Origin of the sequence: Streptomyces sp. ADMS (genome assembly GCF_033441795.1) — a bacterium.
Lineage (GTDB): Bacteria > Actinomycetota > Actinomycetes > Streptomycetales > Streptomycetaceae > Streptomyces.
Window position 1 is genome coordinate 1 of record NZ_JAVFVX010000062.1, and the last position, 21,286, is coordinate 21,286.

Annotated in this window: 19 protein-coding genes and 2 pseudogenes; 15 read left to right on the forward strand and 6 right to left on the reverse strand. The window is 69.7% G+C overall.

Annotated features, from left to right (window positions below; genetic code table 11):
- Positions 1 to 456 (forward strand): SMP-30/gluconolactonase/LRE family protein (locus RB628_RS25000; RefSeq protein WP_318322767.1); only part of this gene is annotated, 456 nt, incomplete at its 5' end.
- A gap of 8 nt (positions 457 to 464) precedes the next feature.
- Here RB628_RS25000 and RB628_RS42690 read toward each other — a convergent pair.
- Positions 465 to 668, reverse strand: a pseudogene (locus RB628_RS42690) (hypothetical protein); the annotation flags it as partial.
- Positions 669 to 766: 98 nt separating this feature from the next.
- Between RB628_RS42690 and RB628_RS25010 the strand changes: the two are divergent.
- Positions 767 to 1,366: an MMPL family transporter gene (locus RB628_RS25010; protein WP_318322768.1), complete on the forward strand. Its 600-nt coding sequence runs from the start codon at positions 767 to 769 to the stop codon at positions 1,364 to 1,366.
- A gap of 23 nt (positions 1,367 to 1,389) precedes the next feature.
- Here RB628_RS25010 and RB628_RS25015 read toward each other — a convergent pair whose 3' ends face one another.
- Positions 1,390 to 1,770, reverse strand: coding sequence for a hypothetical protein (locus RB628_RS25015; protein ID WP_318322769.1), 381 nt, complete (start codon positions 1,768 to 1,770; stop codon positions 1,390 to 1,392).
- A gap of 137 nt (positions 1,771 to 1,907) precedes the next feature.
- Between RB628_RS25015 and RB628_RS25020 the strand changes: the two genes are divergently transcribed.
- From RB628_RS25020 to RB628_RS25060, 9 genes are all read left to right on the forward strand, one after another.
- The gene (locus tag RB628_RS25020) at positions 1,908 to 2,162 is read left to right on the forward strand and encodes a lipoyl protein ligase domain-containing protein (protein WP_318322770.1); all 255 of its coding nucleotides are present in this window, start codon (positions 1,908 to 1,910) and stop codon (positions 2,160 to 2,162) included.
- Positions 2,163 to 2,551: 389 nt separating this feature from the next.
- Positions 2,552 to 3,850, forward strand: coding sequence for an SNG1 family protein (locus tag RB628_RS25025; protein ID WP_318322771.1), 1,299 nt, complete (start codon positions 2,552 to 2,554; stop codon positions 3,848 to 3,850).
- Positions 3,851 to 4,085: 235 nt separating this feature from the next.
- Positions 4,086 to 4,655 carry a TetR/AcrR family transcriptional regulator gene (locus tag RB628_RS25030; protein ID WP_318322772.1) on the forward strand — a complete coding sequence of 190 codons (570 nt, stop codon included), beginning with the start codon at positions 4,086 to 4,088 and terminating at the stop codon, positions 4,653 to 4,655.
- A 377-nt stretch (positions 4,656 to 5,032) separates the two neighbouring features.
- Positions 5,033 to 5,848: an oxidoreductase gene (locus RB628_RS25035; RefSeq protein WP_318322812.1), complete on the forward strand. Its 816-nt coding sequence runs from the start codon at positions 5,033 to 5,035 to the stop codon at positions 5,846 to 5,848.
- Positions 5,845 to 6,993, forward strand: coding sequence for a CocE/NonD family hydrolase (locus tag RB628_RS25040; RefSeq protein WP_318322813.1), 1,149 nt, complete (start codon positions 5,845 to 5,847; stop codon positions 6,991 to 6,993). Before RB628_RS25035 ends, RB628_RS25040 begins: the two co-directional genes overlap by 4 nt.
- 801 nt (positions 6,994 to 7,794) lie before the next feature.
- On the forward strand, positions 7,795 to 8,496 hold the full coding sequence (locus RB628_RS25045; protein WP_318322773.1) for an SDR family oxidoreductase: 702 nt from the start codon (positions 7,795 to 7,797) through the stop codon (positions 8,494 to 8,496).
- A 33-nt stretch (positions 8,497 to 8,529) separates the two neighbouring features.
- Positions 8,530 to 9,564: an alpha/beta hydrolase gene (locus tag RB628_RS25050; RefSeq protein ID WP_318322774.1), complete on the forward strand. Its 1,035-nt coding sequence runs from the start codon at positions 8,530 to 8,532 to the stop codon at positions 9,562 to 9,564.
- 68 nt (positions 9,565 to 9,632) lie between these two features.
- Positions 9,633 to 10,607, forward strand: a complete 975-nt coding sequence (locus tag RB628_RS25055) for an NmrA family NAD(P)-binding protein (protein ID WP_318322775.1) — start codon at positions 9,633 to 9,635, stop codon at positions 10,605 to 10,607.
- Between the two features lie 787 nt (positions 10,608 to 11,394).
- Positions 11,395 to 11,610 (forward strand): hypothetical protein, encoded by a 216-nt coding sequence (locus RB628_RS25060; protein WP_318322776.1) that lies wholly within the window; start codon positions 11,395 to 11,397, stop codon positions 11,608 to 11,610.
- Positions 11,611 to 12,029: 419 nt separating this feature from the next.
- Here the strand turns inward: RB628_RS25060 and RB628_RS25065 are convergent.
- Positions 12,030 to 13,453: pseudogene (locus RB628_RS25065) on the reverse strand (aldehyde dehydrogenase family protein).
- A 257-nt stretch (positions 13,454 to 13,710) separates the two neighbouring features.
- Here RB628_RS25065 and RB628_RS25070 point away from each other — a divergent pair.
- Positions 13,711 to 14,502, forward strand: a complete 792-nt coding sequence (locus RB628_RS25070) for an IclR family transcriptional regulator C-terminal domain-containing protein (RefSeq protein ID WP_318322777.1) — start codon at positions 13,711 to 13,713, stop codon at positions 14,500 to 14,502.
- A gap of 60 nt (positions 14,503 to 14,562) precedes the next feature.
- On the opposite strand, the gene RB628_RS25075 is transcribed toward RB628_RS25070, so the two are convergent.
- From RB628_RS25075 to RB628_RS25085, 3 genes are all read right to left on the reverse strand, one after another.
- A complete protein-coding gene (locus RB628_RS25075; protein ID WP_318322778.1) occupies positions 14,563 to 15,474 on the reverse strand; it encodes an SDR family NAD(P)-dependent oxidoreductase in 912 nt (303 codons plus the stop codon).
- Between the two features lie 174 nt (positions 15,475 to 15,648).
- On the reverse strand, positions 15,649 to 16,290 hold the full coding sequence (locus tag RB628_RS25080) for a response regulator transcription factor (protein WP_318322779.1): 642 nt from the start codon (positions 16,288 to 16,290) through the stop codon (positions 15,649 to 15,651).
- The gene (locus tag RB628_RS25085) at positions 16,284 to 17,951 is read right to left on the reverse strand and encodes an ATP-binding protein (protein ID WP_318322780.1); all 1,668 of its coding nucleotides are present in this window, start codon (positions 17,949 to 17,951) and stop codon (positions 16,284 to 16,286) included. The genes RB628_RS25080 and RB628_RS25085 overlap by 7 nt, the downstream gene beginning before the upstream one ends.
- 421 nt (positions 17,952 to 18,372) lie before the next feature.
- Here RB628_RS25085 and RB628_RS25090 point away from each other — a divergent pair, with 421 nt between their 5' ends.
- From RB628_RS25090 to RB628_RS25100, 3 genes are read left to right on the forward strand one after another with little or no spacing between them, the layout of a single operon-like run.
- Complete coding sequence (locus RB628_RS25090) at positions 18,373 to 20,010, forward strand: AMP-binding protein (protein ID WP_318322781.1); 1,638 nt, start codon at positions 18,373 to 18,375, stop codon at positions 20,008 to 20,010.
- 46 nt (positions 20,011 to 20,056) lie between these two features.
- Positions 20,057 to 20,806, forward strand: a complete 750-nt coding sequence (locus RB628_RS25095) for a PIG-L deacetylase family protein (protein WP_318322782.1) — start codon at positions 20,057 to 20,059, stop codon at positions 20,804 to 20,806.
- A 41-nt stretch (positions 20,807 to 20,847) separates the two neighbouring features.
- Positions 20,848 to 21,156: a hypothetical protein gene (locus RB628_RS25100; protein WP_318322783.1), complete on the forward strand. Its 309-nt coding sequence runs from the start codon at positions 20,848 to 20,850 to the stop codon at positions 21,154 to 21,156.
- Positions 21,157 to 21,286: the final 130 nt, after the last annotated feature.

Below are 21,286 nucleotides of genomic sequence, written 5' to 3' on the forward strand. Positions count from 1 at the left end.
CACTACGAGACCGGCTCCGACGGCATCGCTCTCAGCGCCGACGGCACGCGCCTCTACTACTGCCCGCTGTCCAGCCGCCGACTGCACAGCGTGTCCACCGACGCCCTCGCCGATCCGGAGGCCACGGACGCCGAGGTGGCGGCGACGGTCGAGGACCTCGGGTTCAAGCCGATGGCCGACGGCCTGGAGAGCGACGACAAGGGTCGGCTCTACGGCGGCGACCTCGAACACAACGCGATCTGGCGCAGGAGCCCGAACGGCACCTACCGGACCCTCGCCCAGGGACGCGATCTGCTCTGGGTCGACACCCTGTCCGTCGCCTCGGACCGGCACCTGTACGCCATCGCCAACCAGCTCAACCGGCTGTCGCCCTTCCACGAGGGCAAGGACCTGCGCCGCAAGCCCTATCTCCTGGTCCGCCTGCCGATCGACGCCGGGCCGGTCAGGCTCGTGTGACCTCTCCGGCCCGCGTCAGGCGGCCGCCTGGTCGCTGGATCAGAGCGCACCCCAGCCGTGCAGCGGGCGACCTCGGCCCGGGCGCTGCCTGAACGCGGACCCGGTCGGATGCCCTCTGCCGCATAACGCGCCAGGACACCCCCTGTTCCCGTTGCTTCGTCGTCCGGGTGGGCGTGCACTGCCATCAGAGTCAGAGCCCGGTCAGCAGCCATGAAATCCACCCCTGGTCGGTCAAGCGATCGAAGCCACTCTGCGGCACAGGGGTACGCGACAGCCGAGTCCGTCCGGTGTCCCGCAGGATCCGACCGGCATGACGTACATCCTGCTGTTCCTCGTGTTCGGCTCGGTGCTGCTGCCGTTAAAGGCGATCGCGATGAACATGCTGTCGCTGTCCGCGACCTTCGGGGTCCTGGTCTGGATCTTCCAGGACGGCCATCTGCACAACCTGCTCGGCTTCGATCCGACGGGCGACATCGAGCCCAACATGCCGATCATGCTGTTCGCGCTGATCTTCGGGCTCTCCATGGACTACGAGGTGTTCCTGGTGGCCCGGATGCGGGAGCAGTACGACAAGCAGGGTGACAGCACGGAGGCCGTGGCGACCGGGCTGCAGTCCATCGGCCGCCTGGTCGTGAGCGCGGCGGTGCTGATGTGCGTGCCGCTCGCGGCGATCGGGATGAGCGATGTGCTGACCATCAAGCTGTTCGGCGTCGGCATGGTGTTCGCGGTCCTGGTGGACGTGCTGGTGGTGCGCGTCCTGCTGGGAACGGCCGTCATGAGGCTGCTGGGCAGGGCGGCCTGGTGGGCTGCAGGCCCACTCGCCCGCTTCTACGACCGGTTCGGCATCAAGGAGACCGACTTGCCGGCCGACGACACCGCCGACGAGCGGGTCCCCGTCACCACGGGCTGAACCCTCCCGAGAGGCCGAAGTGCCTACACCCGCGGCACTTCGGCCCTCGCTGCCGTCGCGAGCGGGGGGTGCCGGCGGTGCACTGCTGGGGACTCACTCCTCTGGATGCTCGCCCCGCCCGCATGAACGGCGATCATGGCGACGGTGGTTCGCGTCCTCCTGGGCCCGCAGCAGCCGGAGACCGGCTCGAACAGCACGGTGAGGACCACCGCCCGCTCGGCGAGGGCGATGCGGTCCTCGATCTCCTCGAACTGCGCGAAGTCCAAATCGGCGGTGGAGGTGGCGAGCCGTGCGTAGGGGATGAGGTCGTCGGCCGTGTAGTCGGTGCCGAGGCGGCTCAGCGCCGCGAGACTTTCGGCGAGTGCGGGGCGGTGCGGCGACGCGTCGGAGATCTGGCAGCCCATGTTCTCGATGAGAGCGCTGACCCTCGCGGCGGCTCCGCCTGGTATCGCCTCGTTGGCGGCGCTCTCCGCTCCGGGACCGTCCTCGTTTTCGCATGCGCGGCGCGAGGCGACGTCGTCTCGAAGGCACAGGAGAGGTAATGCAGCCAGGGGAGATGGAGCGGGTCGATCTGGGTGAGGTGCCGTATGAGGTGGCGCAGGCCGACATGGCCGGTTGGGTGGCCGAGCGGAAGCAGGGGCGTACCGGGGATCGGTTGTTTCTGCTCACCCACCCTCCCGTGATCACCTACGCGGCGCGGACACCGGCCGACCAACTGCCAGTACCGGCTTCACCGATCAGCCTGGTTGAAGTCGACCGGGGAGGTCACGCCACCTATCACGGCCAGGGCAGCTGATCGGGTATCTCGTGCTGAACGTACGCGAGCTAGGACCGCGCGGCTTGATACGACGGATCGAACACGCCCTGATCCGTGCGTTGGGATCACTCGGGTTCGAGGCGATACGCCGGGACACACCCCGAGCCGCCGGTGGCGCCGGCACGCGGCTTCCTGGCGTTGCTGGGTGTGGGCCGGCGTCTCGACTTGGAATTTGTAAACTGATCGGTTTACGATGAGCTTGAAACCGATCGGTTTCATCAGTCGGAGTCCCGGCGGGGTGCTGCGTCCCCGGTTCTGCGTCGACGGCCGTGTGTGCCGAGATTGAACGTTCCGAGGGTCACCGGACCGCAATGAAGCTGTCCGCCCTTCTCCGGATACGAGCGTGTTGTCCGAGACCGGAGTAAGTCATGAATGGGATTCACCCGTTCCGCGTCCTGCGCGCCAAACCCCTGTGGATCGCCAACGGCGTCATCACGGGCGTCCTCGCGCTGCTGTTCACCGTGTTCTACGTCGGGGCCAACATCGATCCCGTCGATCACATGAAGAATCTGCCCGTCGGCCTGGTCAACGCCGACAAGGGGGCCGCTGTTGGTGGCGAGCAGGTCAACCTGGGGGTTCGGATCACCGAGTCGATCAAGAGGTCCACCACGAGCGGGGACAAGATCGACTGGAAGGTGATGGACGAGAAGGAGATGAAGGAGGAACTCGGCAAGGGCAAGCTGTACGGCGCGCTCGTCGTTCCCGCCGACTTCACCTCCGCCACCTATGCACTCACCAGTGCCGCGACCACCGGGGTCCCGACCCGTCCGACGCTGACGGTACTGACCAACCAGTCCGCCGGCAGTGTGGGCTCCAGTCTGGCCCGGACTGTGACGACGCAGGCGGCCGAAAGTGCCTCGCTCCAGGTGGGCGAGGGGCTCACGTCCCAGGGCGGGGCCGGGCAGGGGAAGCTGCCCGCCGCGGCACGCGTCCTGCTCGCCGACCCGGCCGCCGTCACCGTCGAGGACGGCCATCCTCTCGACTCGCACAGCGGCTTGGGCCTGACAGCGTTCTACTACGCGCTCGTCCTGGTGGTCTGCGGCATGCTCTCCGCCAACGTCATCAGCGGCCAGGTGGACCACGCCCTCGGCTACACCCATAACGACATGGGCCCGCTGCGCCTGCACCGCCCGCTCATCCGGGCGACCCGGGTGCAGACCCTCGCCATCAGCAGCACTCTCATGGCCGGGTTGTCCCTGCTGATGGGGAGCCTGGTCATGGTGGGCGCGGTCGGCCTCATGGGGATGCACGCCGCCCATCTGCCGCTGCTGTGGCTGTTCTCGGTGTGCGCCATCGCGGTCTCCGGGATCGGTGCGCTCACCCTGCTCGCCGTCTTCGGCACGCCCGGCATGCTGGTGGTCACGCTGGTCTTCATCGGGATGGCGGTGCCGACGGCCAACGCCACCACGCCGCTTCAGGCACTGCCCGGCTTCTACCGCTTCCTGGCGGAGTTCGAACCGCTGCGGCAGATCACCGGCGGCATCCGCTCGATCCTCTACTACGACGCCCAGGCCGACGCCGGTCTGACCCGGGGCTGGGTCATGATGGCCGTCGGCCTCGCGGCAGCCGCCCTCTTCGGCTTCGGCATGACCAGCTGGTACGACCGCAAGGGGCTGCACCGCATCCCCGCCGGGACGGAGCCCGAGAAGACCGCTGCCCCGGCGTAGCGGAAGGGCGGCCCACCAAGGACGGGGCCATTACTCGGAGTGGCCCCGGCGTGAGTCGCCCCGTGGGGACGGGAGGCGCGCGCACCATCAGGGCTCGGCGACGGTCTCTCCCCCGGGACCGTCGCCGAGCCTCTGAGTGGCCTGCAGGTGTCCGACCGGCGGCGGGCATCTCCCCGACACTCCGCGCGGAAACCGATCGGTTTCTATTTCGTCCGATTCGAGTTAACCTCGCGGTATGACTACCGAAGTGAAGCAAAGCCCCCGGGAGCGGCTGCTGGAGGCCGCGGCCACTCTCACCTACCGCGACGGCGTCGGCATCGGCGTCGAGGCGCTGTGCAAGGCGGCCGGGGTGTCGAAGCGTTCCATGTACCAGCTGTTCGAGAGCAAGGACGAACTGCTGGCGGCGAGCCTGAAGGAGCGTGCCGCTGCCTTCGTGGCTAGGGCCCTGCCCTCGGCGGACGATGGCCTTTCCCCCCGCGAGCGGATCCTGTACGTCTTCGAGCGGGTGGAGTCGCAGGCGGGTGCGGCCGAGTTCCGGGGCTGCCGGTACCTGGCTGTGCAGATCGAGCTCAAGGATCAGACCCACCCCGCGAGCCGGGTGGCCCACCAGATCAAAGCGGACCTGACGGCCTTTTTCCGTTCCGAGGCCGAACGGGGTGGGGCGAGCAACCCCGACCTGCTGGCCCGGCAGCTCATCCTGGTCTTCGACGGCGCCAGCGCCCGCGCGGGGATCCGCGCCGACAATCTGACCGGACTCATCGCGCCCACTGTGACCACCCTGCTCGATGCGGCAGGCATGTACTGATCGGCCCCGTCTTCGAGCAGGATCGGCGACCGAAGCGCTCTTTCGGGGTGATGCCCGACTCCGGCAGCCGGAGCAGCGCCCATGGCCTCAAGGCGCCGGTCGGTTTGCGTCTGCCGGCAAGGCGCCTGATCGGGCGCTGGTCCGCAGGGCCTTGTGGCGGCCGACCGCCATGAGCCGGGGCTCCTGCCTGTCGCGCGTCACAAACAGCGCTCCGCCCCACGTTGGGCGAGACGCCGCGGTCACCGCGCAGCCCGATCGGCTTCAGCGTGCAGACGCTGGCGCGGCCCGGATCGGTTGGCACTTGAGCTTGCGCTTGGAAACCGATCAGTTTACTGTGGATGGAAACTGATCAGTTTCTGACGAGTAAGGCATCCATGATGACGACGAACCGGCCGGTGGCACTCGTGACGGGTGCGTCATCCGGCATCGGGAAGGCAGCCGCGCTCGCCCTGGTCGCAGCCGGATTCGACGTGGTCGGCACAAGCCGTGACACCTCACGTGTCACCCCGCTCGACGGCGTGACGTTCCTCGGGCTCGACGTCGCCAGTGACGCCTCGGTCTCCGCGGCGGTCCAGGAGGTGAGCGAGCGGTTCGGGCGGATCGACGTCCTCGTCAACAACGCCGGCGTCGGCTCGATGGGTGCGGCCGAGGAAACCTCTGTCGAGCAGGCCCAGTCCGTCTTCGACACCAACGTCTTCGGGGTCATGCGCATGGTGAACGAGGTCCTGCCGTACATGCGCGCTCAGCGACGCGGGCGCATCATCAACATCTCGTCCGTACTCGGGTTCCTGCCCCAGCCCTACATGGCCGCCTACGCCGCCTCCAAGCACGCGATCGAGGGCTACACCGAGTCCCTGGACCACGAGGTCCGCGACCACGGCATCCGTGCGCTCATCGTCGAACCCGCTTACACCAAGACGGGATTCGAGGCCAACAGCGCGAAGCCCGACACGCCCCTGCAGGCCTATGCGAAGCAACGGCTCAGCGTCGACCGCGTGATGGCGGAGGCGATCAGGGACGGCGACGCGCCCGCTGTCGTCGCCAAGGCGATCGTCGCGGCGGCGACCGACGCCAAACCGAGGCTGCGCTACACCGCCGGCCCCCTGGCCGGACGCGCGCGCATACTGCGCCGCGTCGCTCCCGCCCAGGTTTTCGACAAGCAGATCCGCAAGATGAACAAGCTGGCCGGCTGACGCCTGCCCGCACTCAAGCACCCCGCAAGTTACGGCGAGCTGCCCGCCGGGCGGTTCCCGCGTTCGCCCGGCACGACCTGCCCGAGTTGGGCTACGAGCGTTCCCGGCGCGAGCCGGAGTGGGCGGCGTCCTGCACTGTCGCGGGCCGGCACGGCGAGGTCGATCTGCCCACCTTCCAGGTCGGCGGCTGGTTCGACATCTTCGGCCAGGGCACGCTCGACAACTTCACCGCCATGCGCCGCGCCGGCCGGTCCGCCACGCTGGTCATGGGCCCGTGGACCCACACCAACTGGCGGCACATGGTCGGTGACGTCAACCTCGGGTTCGGCGCGCACTCCGACTTCATGGGCATGCGCGGACGCCTGCACGACATGCAGTTCGACTGGTTCCGGCGCACCCTCGGCGAAGGCGGCGAAGGCGGCGAAGGCGGAGCTGTGGAGCCGGACACGGGCACGGTGCTGCTGTTCGTCATGGGCATCAACCAGTGGCGCGAGGAGACGGAATGGCCCCTGTCGCGGGCCGTGGATACGGACTTCCACCTGCGCGCCGACGGACGCCTGACGCAGGAGCCGCCGTCCACCGCCGAGCAGGCCGAGGAGTTCACCTACGACCCCATGGACCCGGTACCGACCACCGGCGGAGCGCTCCTCATGGGCGGCGGGCTCCTGAACGCCGACGAGTTCCGTCCCGGACCGCTCGACCAGGCGGCCGTCGAGGCGCGCGAGGACGTCCTGGTCTTCACCACCGAACCGCTCACAGAGGACGTCGAGGTGACCGGCCGGGTCCGGGCGGTGCTCTTCGCCGCCACGGACGGACCCTCGACCGACTGGGTGGCCCGCCTGTGCGACGTCGACGAGAACGGCGTCTCCCTCAACGTGGCCGACGGCATCGTGCGGGTGCGCGCGGCGACACCGGGCGAGCCGGCAGAGCACGTCGTGGACCTGTGGTCGACCAGCATCGTCTTCAGGGCGGGACACCGGATACGGGTCCCGGTCACCTCCAGCAACTTCCCCCGCTGGGACCGCAACCTCAGCACGGGCGAGCCGGAGGAGAGCGCGACCATGGCCCGAGTGGCCCGCCAGCGCGTCTTCCACGACCCAGCCCGACCCTCCCGCATCGTCCTGCCGGTGGTGCCGGTCCCATAAGAAGCACCGGAGATCCACACGGCGGACATGGGCGACTCCATCTCGCACAGGGTGACCCTCAGCACTACGTCCGTCGAGCCGTCACAGTCGCGGGATTGACCGTCACCCACGGGCCTCACCCGTTTCCCTCCCAACGCACCAGCGACCGGGTCGCCTTTGCGCGCGGCGTCGAGGCGCTCGGCGACCGGCGCGGTGTCGCGGCGGCGACAGTCGAAACAAGGAGGGCCGGAGCAGGGGCCCGATCATCCCGCGACTCTGGTACGTGGGCTCCAGCTCACGCAGAATGCGTGACCGGTCTGTACGGGGCCGCGCGCCGGCCCCCGCGGACCGGGCCTCTCGTCGCGAGGCCGCGTCGCCACAAAGGTATTCGGGGTCATCGGGCCTGTCTTCCCTGTCGTCGCGCGCCTCGCCGACCCGCCCGGCGTACTTGAGCTGTCCTTGCGCCGCCGGCAGCCGGGCCGTCCTTGGTCGCCGACCCCAGGCCGGCTCGCAAGGGCGCGCGGCCGAGCACGTCGGCGACACCGAGCCGTACGGCACGCCACTCCTCACGTCACTCCGCTGAACCCCGCCTGAGATCCAGCCAGGCCACGTCGATCACTGTCGGCGAACTCGCGGCTTTCACCGGCCTGCGCCCGGCCAGTACGGACTTCGCCGATGGACACGAGGCCAGCCAGCCCCTGAAGCCTGAGCGCCCCCGACCCCGCGTGCCGTGGTCATCCGCCGCGCAACCCGACTTGCATCACAAAACCGATCGGTTTACGGTGGTGAAACCGATCGGTTTTCACCTTCGTGGAGGTAGTCATGACAGCAATCAAGGGCGCCGGCGTCTTCGTCACCGGAGGCAGCCGTGGCATCGGCAAGATGCTGGTCGAGGAGCTCTATGCGCGCGGGGCCGGCAAGGTCTACGCCACGGCCCGTGACCCGCGCACGGTGACTCACCCCGATGCCGTTCCGCTGGCGCTCGAGGCCACTGACCCGGCATCCGTGGCAGCCGCCGCCGAGCAGGCCCAGGACGTCACCATCCTGATCAACAACGCCGGGGCCTCCGTCCGCGCTTCGTACCTCAACTCCCCGATGGAGGACGTGCGCCGGGATCTGGAGACCAACTTCTACGGGCCGCTGCTGGTCACCCGGGCCTTCGTGCCGGTCATCGAGCGCAACGGCGGAGGACACATCCTCAACGCCCACTCCGCCCTGTCCTGGCTGGCCGACGGCACGCCCTACGGCGCCTCCAAGGCCGCCCTGTGGTCGCAGACCAACTCCCTGCGCCTGGAGTTGCAGCCGCGCGGCATCGCGGTGACCGGGCTCCACATGGCCTACGTGGACACCGACATGACGTCGGGTGTCGACGCGCCCAAGGCCGACCCCCGCGACATCGCCGTGGCCGCACTCGACGGCATCGAGGCGGGAGCGCACGAGGTGCTGGCCGACGACACCACCCGCTGGGTCAAGTCCCAGCTGTCCGCCGACCTGGAAGCCATGTACGCCCAGCTGGCGAAGTAGTAGCCCACACTTACGCACTTCAAGGAGATCCGCGTGGAGAGTCCGCTCACCCACCGCTTCGTCGACGTGAACGGGGTCCGGCTGCACATCGCCGAGCGGGGGCAGGGACCGCTGGTCCTGCTGCTGCACGGCTGGCCGGAGAGCTGGTACTCCTGGCGTCACCAGTTCGGCGCTCTGGGGGCGGCCGGGTACCGGGTCGTCGCCCCCGACCAGCGCGGCTACGCCCGCAGCGAGCAACCGCCGGACGTCGCGTCGTACACCCTGCTCCACCTCGTCGGCGACGTGATCGCCCTGATCGAGGAACTCGGGGAGGAGCAGGCGGTCGTGGTGGGCCACGACTGGGGCGCACCCGCCGCCTGGACCGCGGCGATGCTGCGCCCGGACAAGGTCCGTGCGGTGGCCGGGCTCAGCATTCCGCCCATCCTGCCCGGCGGGATGGTCCCGCCCTCGATCACCCGCACCCAGTACGGCGAGGGCTTCTACCAGGTTTACATCCAGCAGCCGGGAGTCGCTGACGCGGAGTTCGCCAAGGACATCCCGGACTCCTTCCGCCGCATGCTGGTCGGCGCCTCCGGTGACAATCCGCTCGGCGAGGAACCCCGCCCGCTGGTCGTACCCGACGGTCTGGGCCTCCTGGACGCCATGCCGGAGTCGCCCGCCCTCCCGGCCTGGCTGACGGAGGACGACATCCAGGCGTACGCCGAGGACTTCGCCCTGCACGGCGAGCGGGCGTTCACCGGGGCCTTCAACTGGTACCGGAACATCGAACGCAACAACGAGCTGCTCGCGCCGTTCCGGGGGCGCGGGATCGATGTCCCCGCGCTGTACGTGGTGGGAGACCGCGACATGGTCACCGCGCTGCGTCCCCCCGGCGGGGGCCCCTCGCTGGGCGAGATCTTCCGTGGCCAGGGCGGATCGGAGAATCCGTTGACCGCTGTCGCGCCTCAACTGCACGGCCCGGTGGTGCTGCCGGGTTGCGGGCACTGGACACAGCAGGAGCGTCCCGCCGAGGTCAACGTCGCACTCCTTGACTTCCTCACCCGCATCGACCACTCCGCGTCCCGATGACGTTACGCGGCATCCGCCTCGTGGCTTTCTCAACGACTGACTCCCCCCACCAGACAGAGGACACATTGATGCCTGAGCGCAATCCCATCCTGATCACCGGTGCCGCCGGCGAAGTCGGCGGTGTGAGCCGAACGATGGTCGACATGCTGCTCGAACAAGGGCACCCGGTGCGCGCGTTCGTGCGCCAGAACGACGAACGCGCGCATGCGCTCCGCCAGGCCGGGGCCGAGGTCCTCGTCGGTGACCTGCTCACCATCGCCGACGTGAGCGCCGCGCTGAAGGGCGTCCGCCGCATCTACTTCAGCATGAGCCTGTCGCCGTACTACACAGACGCCGTCAGCCTGATGGCCGCCGCGGCACGGGCCCAGGGCGACATCGAGGTCTTCGTCAACATCTCCGAGTACGAGCAGTCGTTCATGACGTTCGAGAAGATGACCGCGCCGGAGGAAGAGCGGCGTGCATGGCTCGGCGGACTCGTCGCCAACTGGTCGCCGCAGCAACGGGCCCACTGGGTCGCCGAACAGGTACTGGAGTGGTCCGGCCTCCCGACCGTCAACATACGGGCGGCCATGTTCGTCGAGAACCCCCTGATGACCTGGCTGGCGCTGGAGCCGCTGGCCAACGGCGAACTGCGCCTGCCCTTCGGCCCCCACCGGCTCGCGCCCATCGCGGGCTACGACGTGGCGGAGCTGTGCGTGAGGATCCTGGCCGACCCGGAGCCGCACATCTCGAAGTCCTACGACCTCAACGGCCCGGAAATGAAGGACATGCACGGGTTCTCGGAGGACTACGCGGCCGTACTGGGACGCCGGGTCGTCTACGTTCCCGTAGACGTCGAAACCTGGAACGAGACCTACGTGGACACCGCCCTGGCCGCGTTCCCGCACACCGCGGAGCACCTGAAGACCCTGACCCGGCTGATGGGCGGCGGCGGATACCGCGGAGCCACTGACCAACTGGAAACCCTGCTCGGATGCCCGCCGAAGACCGTGCGGTGGGCGTTGGACAACCATCCGCGCATCCGGAAGCTGGCGTCTGCCTGAACCCGCTGAGCGATCCGGCCCCCCTCTCCAGGTCGTCGGATCCCGCTCTTTGACGCGTGAAGGTGACCGAACGCCTTCTGAGAGCCCTTGCACAGGCAGTGCCGGAACCCTCAGAGGTTCAGCACAATGTTCTCACCTGTAGAAACAGACATCCGAGGGTTCCCTGGGTCGCTCTGCGGATCTGCAGGGCGGGGGCCATTCACGTCGAACTCGACGGTGAGGGAACCGGCGGGGTGCCGGACGCGGAACGGTGTACCCGGTGGCGTTGTTGGGGCGACCTCGCCGAGTACCGAGCCAGGTAGGTGGGCCGGTCTGAGACCTCGATGCCGCCCAGCACCGCGGCCGGCTCCACGACGAAACTGGTGGCATGGCGCTGCAGCGCATCGTCCTGCATATCGCGCAGCCGCGTACGGTCACAGCCAGGCGAGAGTCAGATGCTCGCTCACCATTGTTCTCGGCACGGGAGCCGGCCCTTCCGGATGGAAGGCCGACGCCAGGGGTGTCCTGGTTCCATTGCCGGGGGTGGGCGGTCCGATTGCAAGGAAAACCGGGAACATCCACTCTGAGGCGCCCCGTGTTGGGCGCTACCTGCGCCGGAATGGTCTGCTCGCCAACGTGCCGTCCCGTGACTGTCATTGTTCCGTGATTCACGATCACGTGGCGTAGCAAATCCTTCTGTGGCCATGCTGGTTGACCTCCCCGGCTGCGGCCTCGGCACCCGCCTTCCGGGGACCCTGGCGGCTTCCGGATGGCCGCCCGGGCATCGGCCGACCCTGAAGGAGTGCGGATGAACAAGCAAGTCCTGATCATCACGGCGACGGCGACGGTGTTCGCCTCAAGCGTGGTGATGGTGGTGATGGGCCGGGTGGCCGCGATCGCCACACTCGCCCCGGCCCTCGGGCTGACGATGCATCAGATAGTTCTCGCGGCGCGGCAGCAGACCGCACCGGCCTCGGGACACCGCGTGGCGGCGGTCCCGGACAAGGAGGGCGGCGCCCCGTGACCACGTCCTTCGAGCCGCCCGCACCACCACCTTTGCGGCCGGCACGAGCACGGCCCGGCCGCAAGCTGGGGCCGATCGCGGAAGAACGAAGCAGTGCCCACCGCGCCTGGCTGGGACCGATGCGTGAGACCCACATGAACAGGGGGCTGACCCTGAACGAGCTCGGCGCCCGGGTGCGGCTCGCCGAGTCGAGATCTCGGAGCTGCTGCGCGGGATTGGCCTAAATCCGCGATGGGAGATCATCTTCAGCCTGTTGACCGTCTCACCGACGAGGCCCACGGCCTTGCCGATCTCCCGCATCGACAGCGGGTAGCCCTGCCTCGCAACCGCCTCCGCTGCGGTACGACTGCGCATCGTACGGCTGCCATTCGGCGGAGCCGGAAGGTCGGTGAACGGCCGCGGCGGGTGCCCGGACCTGTTCATGCGAGGGAGACGATGACGGACTTCGTCCTTGTGTACGCCTCCATCGCTTCCGGGCCGGATTCGCGTCCGTAGCCGGACTGCTTGACGCCGCCGAAGGGCATTGTGCCAAGGCGGCCGCGCGGGCGGGGTCGGCGCTCCAGACCGAGGAGCACAGCCCCGACCAGTCGTTGTTGACCTGGTCCAGTACGGAATCGACGTCGTCGAAGGGCAGGATCGGCAGGGCGGGGCCGAACTGCTCCTCGGTGACGATCCGCAGGCCGGGGTCGGGATCGAGGACGAGTGCGGGGCGCAGGAAGTGTCCTCCGGAGGAGGCGGCGCCGGGGGCCAGGGTGCCCAGTTCACGGATTTCGGCTCCGGCGTCGGCCGCCTCGGCCAGCATGGCGGTGACCTTGTCGCGCTGGGCGGCGCTGTTGAGCGGGCCCATGGTCGAGGCCGGGTCGGAGCCGGGGCCCACCCGCTGGGTGCCGAGGGCGGCGGCGAGTGCGTCGACGAGTTCGCCGTAGCGGGACCGGTGGACGTACAGCCGCTTCACCGCCATGCAGACCTGGCCGCTCGTCAGGAACACGCCTTGGACGAGCCGTCCGATGTGCTCCTGGCCGAGGTCGGCGTCGTCCAGGACGATCGCGGGGTCGTTGCCGCCGAGTTCCAGAGTCACCGAGGCGAGGTTCTGTGCGGCGGCGGCCATGATGTGCTTGCCGGCGGCCGTGCTGCCGGTGAAGACGATCTTCCGGACTCGGGGATCGGTGAGCAGGGGGGCGACCGCTTCGTTCGTGCCGGTCACGACGTTCAGCACGCCGTCGGGCAGTCCCGCGGCGAACAGTTCCAGGGTGCGCACCATGGCCAGCGGCACGGTGGGCGGGGGCTTGACCACGACGGTGTTCCCCGCCAGCAGCGCGTACGGCAGGCTCGCGCCGAGGATCGCGATCGGCCAGTTGAACGGCACGATGATGGTGACGACGCCCATGGGCAGCCGGTGGACGTGCGAGGTCAGCGGCGGGCCGTCGAGGAGCCGTACCCGGTCGAGGGAGTCGACCAGGTCCATCGCCGCCCGGGTTCTCGCGACGAAGACCCCCATCTCGACCTGGCTCTCGAAGGCGATCTTGCCGTTCTCGCGGGTCATCAGGGCCGCTCGCTCGGCCGCGCTGTCGTCGAGCCGGGTGAGCGCCTGACCGATGATCTCCGCTCGTCGCCGGGCGGGCGTCGCGGCCCAGCCGGGGAACGCCGCGTCCGCGGCCGTCACCGCCGCGCGGGCGTGGTCGGGAGTCGCCGCGGCGGCATGACCCACGATCCGGCCGGGAGAGGCCGGGTCGTGGACGGCTGCCCAGCTGTCGGTCTCGACGGTCTTGCCGTCGATGAACAGTCCGGTCCGAACGGTGTCCGCCCGGGTCTGCGCTGGTTCTGTTTCGAGTTTCTCGGACATGCGGCTCTCCAGGGGATCAAGTGGAGGAAAGGCTGAGAACCGTGCACAGAAGGCGGAGTGCACGTGGAACGTCAACTGAGTCCTGGTCAACGGACAGATATCCGTATGACGGACAGGCGGAAGAAAGAGTCACTGCACGCGCACGGGCGCGTCAACACCTCGACGGGGAGAAGCCCAGGAGGACACCTTGTCCGCATCACGGACACCCCCGCTAGGCTGAGGCGGGTACCGCAGCAGGACCGCAGCCGAGGAGTCACGTGCCACGCCAGGGAGCAGGACCGGATTTCATCGAGGCGCTGGCCCGGGGTCTGGAGGTCATCGCCGCGTTCCGGCCCGGGCAAGCCCAGATGTCACTGTCCCAGGTGGCCGGCGCGACCGGACTCGCCAGGCCGACCGCCCGCCGGATTCTGCTCACCCTCGAGGAACTCGGCTATGTCCGTTCGGGCGAGATCGGCTTCGCGCTGACCCCGAGAGTGCTCGAACTCGGGGTCGCCTACGTGCAGTCCATGGGTTTGTGGGACATCGCGCGGCCTCATATGGAGCGGCTGGTGGAGCGGACCAACGAGTCGTGTTCCGTGGCCCAGCTGGACGGATCGGACATCATCTACGTCGCCCGGGTGGCCGTCCCCAAGCTGGTGACGCTGTCAGTGCGGATCGGAACGCGTTTCCCGGCCTTGCCGACCTCCTTGGGTAAAGTGCTGCTCGCGGCTCTGTCGGCCGATGAACTGTCGCGGGTGCTCGCCGAGCCTTCGCGCTCGGGGGTGACGCCGTGCTGGCAGCCCGACCGGGAGGAACGTGACGCGGTCCTGCGGGAGGTACGGGCCCGCGGATGGGCACTGACCGACGAACAGTTGGCGCCCGGCATCCGGTCGGTCGCGGCCCCGCTGCGGGACGGCTCCGGCCGGGTCCTCGCGGCTCTCAACGTCAACTGCCACGCGGCCGAGACATCGGTCGAGCGGCTCGTGGAGGCGCATCTGCCGCTGCTGCTGCAGACCGCGGGAGACATCAGCGCTGACTTCGCTCGCACCTCCGCGGTACCGCACGCCTGAGACGACGGGCCCCGAACGGACATCCGTCCGGTGTGCGTCACGCTTGCTCGATGGCCGCCGTCACGCATTCTCGATGGCCTCGAGATCGAGCGGCGTGGGCCTGAACTCCTGGAGCCGGTCCACATAGGCACCGGCGAACAGCTCACCGACCGACTCGGTGGTCCAGCCGCCCGGCCGGAACTGCTGCTCGACTTCGCCGGGGTGAGTCCACAGGCCGATCCGGTCGCCCCCGGCCGCGATGGCCTGTCCGGTGACGTGGACCGACGCCTTCGACGCCAGGTACACGATGACCGGTGCGACGTCGTCCGGCGATCCCAGGCCCTGCCGCCGGGCCGCCTCGGGAACCGGCTCCCCCGCGTCGACCTTGGCGACCAGGTCCCCGAGGGTGGGCATGGTCGCGACCATGCGGGTCAGCGCGGTCGGCACGATGGCGTTGACGGTGACGTCGATCTTCGCGAGCTCGACCGCCCAGGTACGTGTCATCGCGACGATCGCCCCCTTGGACGCCGAGTACGCGGTCTGGCCGAAGCTGGCCCGCTGTCCGGCAGGGGACCCCACCAGGATGAGCCGGCCGCCCCCGCCCTGTTCGCGGAAGCGGGCCGCCGCGGCACGGCCGCACGTGAACGTGCCACGCAGATGGCTGGTGACGACGAGGTCGAAGTCGTCGTCGGTGGTGTTGCGCAGGGTTCTGTCGCGCAGCGCGCCGGCGTTGGTGACCATCACATCGAGGCGGCCGAACTCGTCGACCGCCCGCCGCACCAACGCGTCGGCGAACTCGGAACCGCCGACCGCGCCGACATGGGCGACGGCCGCTCCGCCCGCGCCCGTGATCGCGTCGGCCGTCTCCTCGGCCACCTCGGCGTCCAGGTCGTTCACGACGACGGCGGCCCCCGCCGCCCCCAGCGCGCGGGCGTAGGCCCGTCCCAGGCCTCGGCCCGCTCCCGTCACAATGGCGACTCGGCCGTCGAGCATGATGTCCTCCTGAGCTGGGCGCCGGTACGGCGACTCCCTGAGCGTAAGAACGCCAGGGCCCGCAGGGATCCCGCCGATGACGGCACCTGCCGCCGACCTGTGTCCCGGCCGGTCCGGGACATCCGTCGCGGTCGGCACGGCGATCGTCCCCATGGCACGACTCCGCCACGGCAGTCAGCCGCGCGGCGGCACCAGTCCCTGCCGTACGGCGAGCAGTGCGGCCTGGGTCCGTGACGTGAGACGGAGTTTGCGCAGCAGGTTGCTCACGTGTGTGCGGGCGGTGCGCTCGCTGATCACCAGTTCGTCGGCGATCTGCTGGTTCGACCGCCCTTCGGCGACGAGGACGAGGACATCGCGTTCCCGGCCGGTGAGCGAGGCGAGGCCGGTCGGCGCAGAGACGATCTCCTGGGTGAGTCCCCTGGCCACCGCGGGATCGAGGAAGACCTCGCCGCAGGCCGCCGCGCGGATGGCGGCGACCACTTCGCCCGCTTCGGCGTCCTTGAGCAGGTAGCCGGCGGCGCCCTGCTCCAGTGCGGCGTGGACGCGTTCCATCTCGCCGAAACTGGTCAGTACCACGACCCGGACCTGCGGGTGGCGCTTCTTGATCATCCCGATCGCCGTCACTCCGTCCAGCTTCGGCATCAGCAGGTCGATAAGCACCACGTCCGGGAGCTCCCGATGTGCTGCCATCGAGTCCAGCCTGGTGAGCGCCTCCTGCCCGTCCGCGGCTTCCGCGGCCACCTCCATGTCGTCCAGGACCTCGAGATAGGCGCGGATTCCGCGACGTACGACAGCGTGGTCGTCGACGATCAGCACTCGGATGGCACGGGGCCCGGTGCCTTCCGGAGCGGCACCGCCGGTGGGTCGCTCCGGGAGCCGTCCAAGGCCGTGGGAGGCGGCTCCGGCACCCGCACGGGGAGAGGAACGACGATCCGCACGGTCGTACCGCTCTTCGCGCGGGATCTGATCCTCATGGTGCCGCCCCATCGTTCCGCCCTTTCCCGCATGGTCGTCAGTCCGTAGCCGTAGCCGTGGTCCCAGGCAGTACCGGCCGTCCGGCCGCCCTCCCCGTCCGCCGGGGTCCCTCGCTCGCCGGGTTCCGGCAGTCCGCGACCGTCGTCGCGGACGCTCGCGGTCAGTGTGTGGTCGCGTACACCGAGGCGGATGGTGACCGTGGTGGCCTCCGCGTGCTTGACCACGTTGTGGATGGCCTCCGCGACGATCCGGTACATGTCCTCGGCCAGTTCCGGTTCGACATCCGTCACTTCCTTTCCGTACAGCAGCCGGATGCCGAGACCCGTCCGGTTCTCGGTGCTCTTGACGAGCGCGCTGACCGCGTCCTCCAGCCCGAGCCGGGTGGAGGAGGACGGGCGCAGTTCGTGCACCATCGCCCGGAGGTCGGCGCGGATGGTCTGCGAGAGCACTCCGATCTCCTCCGCGAAGGCCCGGACGGCCTCCGCGGGAACCGGTTCGCCACGCGCGCCCAGCACTCCGACGGCATTGGCCTGCATGCCGATGGAGAACACCTGCTGGACGATCGAGTCGTGCAGATCGCGGGCCAGGCGCTGGCGTTCGTTGCGACGGGCCCCTTCGCGCTCGCGCTGCAGCAGCGCGGCGTAGTCGACGGCGAGGGCGGCCTGTTCCGCCATGGCGGCGAGGAATTCCAGGGTCCGGCCGCCGATCTCCTGTCCGGGTGCGAAGTACGCGTTCAGCACTCCTTCGGGACGGCCGCGGGCCATCAGCGGGACGCTGACGAAGGAGTCCCAGTTCAGCTCGCCGAGGTAGGCGTGCAGCGGTTCCCAGGCCGGGTCGGCGAGGATCTGGGCCCACCGGTGAGGGACGACGATCGGCTCGCGCTCCCTCAAGGCGTCCAGCATGCTCAGCCGGGCGCCCCGGTCCTGGCACTCCAGCAGACGGTCGAGGAACGCGTCCCAGTGCCGCAGCCCCGCGGAGCCCATCAGCCGCAGTTCCCGGCCTGTGTCGTCCAGGGTGAGGATCTGCGCGCCGGCCAGTCCGTCGGCCTGGACGATCTGCTGGGCCACGGCGTCCAGGGTCGAGCCGAGCGATCCCTCCGAGGCCAGGGCGATCGACGTCTGGGCGATCGCCGCGATCCTGCGCTGCCGGTGCCGTTCGTCGGTCACGTCGCGGAACGACACGATCGTGAATCTGGGGTCGGCCGGCAGGCCGCGGGCCCGGTAGGCGAACTCGCGCCGGGTTCCGGAGGCGGGCACCCAGTGGGCCACCTGCTCGTCCGACTGGTGCTCCAGCAGACCCACGTGGCAGGTGGCGGCCCCCTCCACCTGTGCGAACGGGGCCGACGTGCCGAGCAGGTCGGCCTCCTCGCCCGCGCCGCACAACGCGACCGCCGCCGGGTTCAGCCGGACGAAGCGGCCCGCGCAGTCCAGGACCGCGAGCCCGTCCGGTGCGACGGCGGCGACATCGTCCCAGCACACGAGCGGCGACGGCGAACCGGACATGACCGATCTCCTCATCATCGTCATCGCTGACGAGCGACGAACCCAGCCCTGAAAACCGCCGTGCGACGTCGACACGTCGAAGCAGGCAACGCGGCCGGCGTCGAAGGTGTCGGCAGATCGGGCGGCTGGTGGGCGGACGGGGGGCGACCGACGGTCGGCCAGAGCATCGTAGCCCGGTGCATTCGGAGCGGGTCTACGTCATTCGACCTGTTCACCGCCAGGTATTCGACGTGATCGCCGCCCGGTCGAAGCGCCGCGCCGGTTGAGTCATTGCGCGCGTTCCCGCGGAGAGAGCCGCTGTCTACCTTGAGGAGGGCACCCGCGGATCCGGCCTGCTCCCCCGCCGGATCCGCGGGCCGCCCGACAGGTGCGAACGGCCAGGCGGTCTGTGCACACCCCCGAGGACGAGGAGGTCTGAGGCATGGACGTGTCCATCGGCACGATCTGGGAGGCGGTCTCCCGGACGCTGCCCGATGCCGTCGCCGTCGCCGAGCCCGGTCGTGAGACCACCTACCGGGAGTTCGACGAGCGCGCGTCACGGCTGGCCGAGGCACTGGAGAGGGCCGGGGTAGGGCAGGGCGACACCGTGGCCTGTTACCTGTACAACGGAGCCGCCTACCTGGAGGCCGTCTTCGCCGCCTTCAAACTCGGCGCCGTGCCGGTGAACGCCAACTACCGCTACACCGGTGAGGAACTCTCCGAACTCCTCACCGACGCCGGCGCGGCCGCGCTCGTCTTCAGCGGCGCCCTGGCCGACCGGGTCACGCACGCCGCCGGTCACGTGCCCACGCTGAAGCTGCTCGTGCGAGCGGGCGATCCGCCGGCCGACGGCCCTGCCGGGCCCGACGTGCCCGAGCTGGAGGACCTGCTGGCGGCGCACGCACCACGTGCGCCGCGGCCGCGGCCCGGCTCGGACCGGCTCTTCATGTACACCGGCGGGACCACGGGCAAACCGAAGGGCGTGGTGTGGCGACAGAGCGATCTGCTGCACTCCCTCGTGGTCCCGATCTTCCACCCGCTCGGTGTCACCGACCTCCCGGCGACCCTCGACGAGGCCGTGGCCATCGCGACCGAGGCCCACCACGGGGGCGGGGCGCCGATCACCATGCCCGTTGTGCCGCTGATGCACGCCACCGGACTGTTCAACACCATGGGCGCCCTGATGACAGGAGGCCGGGCAGTCACCGCGCGGCCGGGGGGTCTCGACCCGGAACACGTCTGGCGCACGATCGCCGAACAGCGGGTCGGCACCGTCATCATCGCGGGCAACGCCGTGTGCCGACCGCTCGTCGACGAACTCGTCCGCGCGGAACAGACCGGGACGCCGCACGACCTGCGCTCCGTGCGCAGGATCCTCAGCTCCGGCACCGCTCTCGGCGATCCGCTCAAGAGGGCACTGCACGAACGTGCCGACGTGACGGTCATCGACGCCATCGCGTCGAGCGAAGGAGGCCCTTTCGCCTTCGCGATCACCTCGTCGGTACGAGATCTGCCGGCCCGCTTCTTCCCCGTATCCGCGACACGCGTGATCGGCACGGACGACCGCTTCGTCGAACCCGGCAGCGACGAGACCGGGTATCTCGCCTTCCGCGGGCCCATGCCGCTCGGCTACTACAAGGACACCGAGAAGAGCGCGACGACGTTCCGCACCATCGACGGGGTCCGGTACGCGATCGCCGGCGATCTCGCCCGGCTCGAGGCCGACGGTGCGATCCGTTTCCTCGGGCGCGGCTCCGGCGTGATCAACACGGGCGGGGAGAAGGTGCACCCCCAGGAAGTCGAGAGCGTCCTGCTCACGCACCCCGGTGTGACCGACTGCGTCGTCGTCGGCGTCCCCGACGAGACCTGGGGCGAGCGGGTGGCAGCCGTCGTCGCGGTCCCGCCGGGCACCGCCGTCACCGGCGAGGAACTGCGCGACTGGGCCCGCCGGAGCCTCGCCGGCTACAAGGTGCCGCGTTCCGTCGTCCTCATGGACGCCCTGCCCCGGACTCCGACCGGCAAGCTCGAAGTCGCCTGGGCCAGGAAGACGGCCCAGGACTCCGACGCGGCCGCAACCTGACGCTCGCCCGACACAGCCTCCTCTTCCGCAAGTCCAAGGAGCCCCGATGACCCCCAACACCTCCAGCCCCTCCGCAGGTTCACTGCTGGTGATCAGCGCGCACGCCGGTGACTTCGTCTGGCGGGCCGGCGGCGCCATCGCGCTGGCCGCCGAGCGCGGTGAGCGTGCCAAGGTGCTGTGCCTGAGCTTCGGTGAGCGCGGGGAGTCGGCCCGCGCCTGGCGGGACGGCCTCGGCCTCGACGAGATCAAGAAACTGCGCCGCACGGAGGCGTCGGATGCCGCCGCGGCACTGGGCGCGGAGATCGAGTTCCTGGACGCCGGGGACTATCCCCTCATCGAGACCCCGGAGCTGGTGGACCGCATCGTCCGCGTCTATCGCGACATCGGCCCGGCCGTCGTGCTCACCCACCCGCCGGCCGACCCGTACAACGGCGACCACCCGGCGGCCTCCCGGATGGCGCTCCAGGCACGCGTGCTCGCCCAGGCGATCGGCTACGAGGCCCCCGGTGAGCCCCTCGGCGCACCCCCGGTGTTCTTCTTCGAGCCGCACCAGCCGGAGCAGTGCGACTTCAAGCCGAACGTCCTGCTGGACATCACCTCCGTCTTCGACAAGAAGCGCAAGGCGATGGAGTGCCTGGCCGCCCAGCAGCACATGTGGGACTACTACACCGACCTCGCCAAGCGCCGGGGCGTACAGCTGAAGCGGAACGCCGGCCCGAACCTGGGCCTGACACACGCGACCATGGCCGAGGCGTACGTACGGCTCTACCCGGAGACGACGGGGACCCTGGCGTGACGGCGGAGGCGGCAGAGAGCGCGGAGGCAGCGGAGAGCACCGTGAAGCAGTCCGGAGTGACCCACGTCTTCGGAGTGACCCACGTCTGGGTTCCCTTCCGCGACACGTTCCTCTACGTGGCCTTCCCGGACGGAGACGACGGGACGCCGGGCCGGCAAGCCCTGTTGGCCGGTGCCCTGTCGCGGGGCGACGTCACCCGGGACGCCCGCTACGGCGAGCCGTTGTGGCGCGTAGACGCCCGTGACCTGCACACCGTGGTCGAGGCCCTGTGGAGCACCGGCCGCCCGGTGCGGATCCACCTCGACCAAGTCCCCCGCGGACCGCACGGCCGACTGACCCACGACGGATGACGTATCCCGGCCACGACCATGTGCCGCCGGGCTCCGGTCATCCGAGCGATGACCCCGCGTTCCACGGCCCATAGCGTCGATCGCGTACCCCTGCCCCCCTGGCCGACCGCGGTCGCGACGATCCGACCGG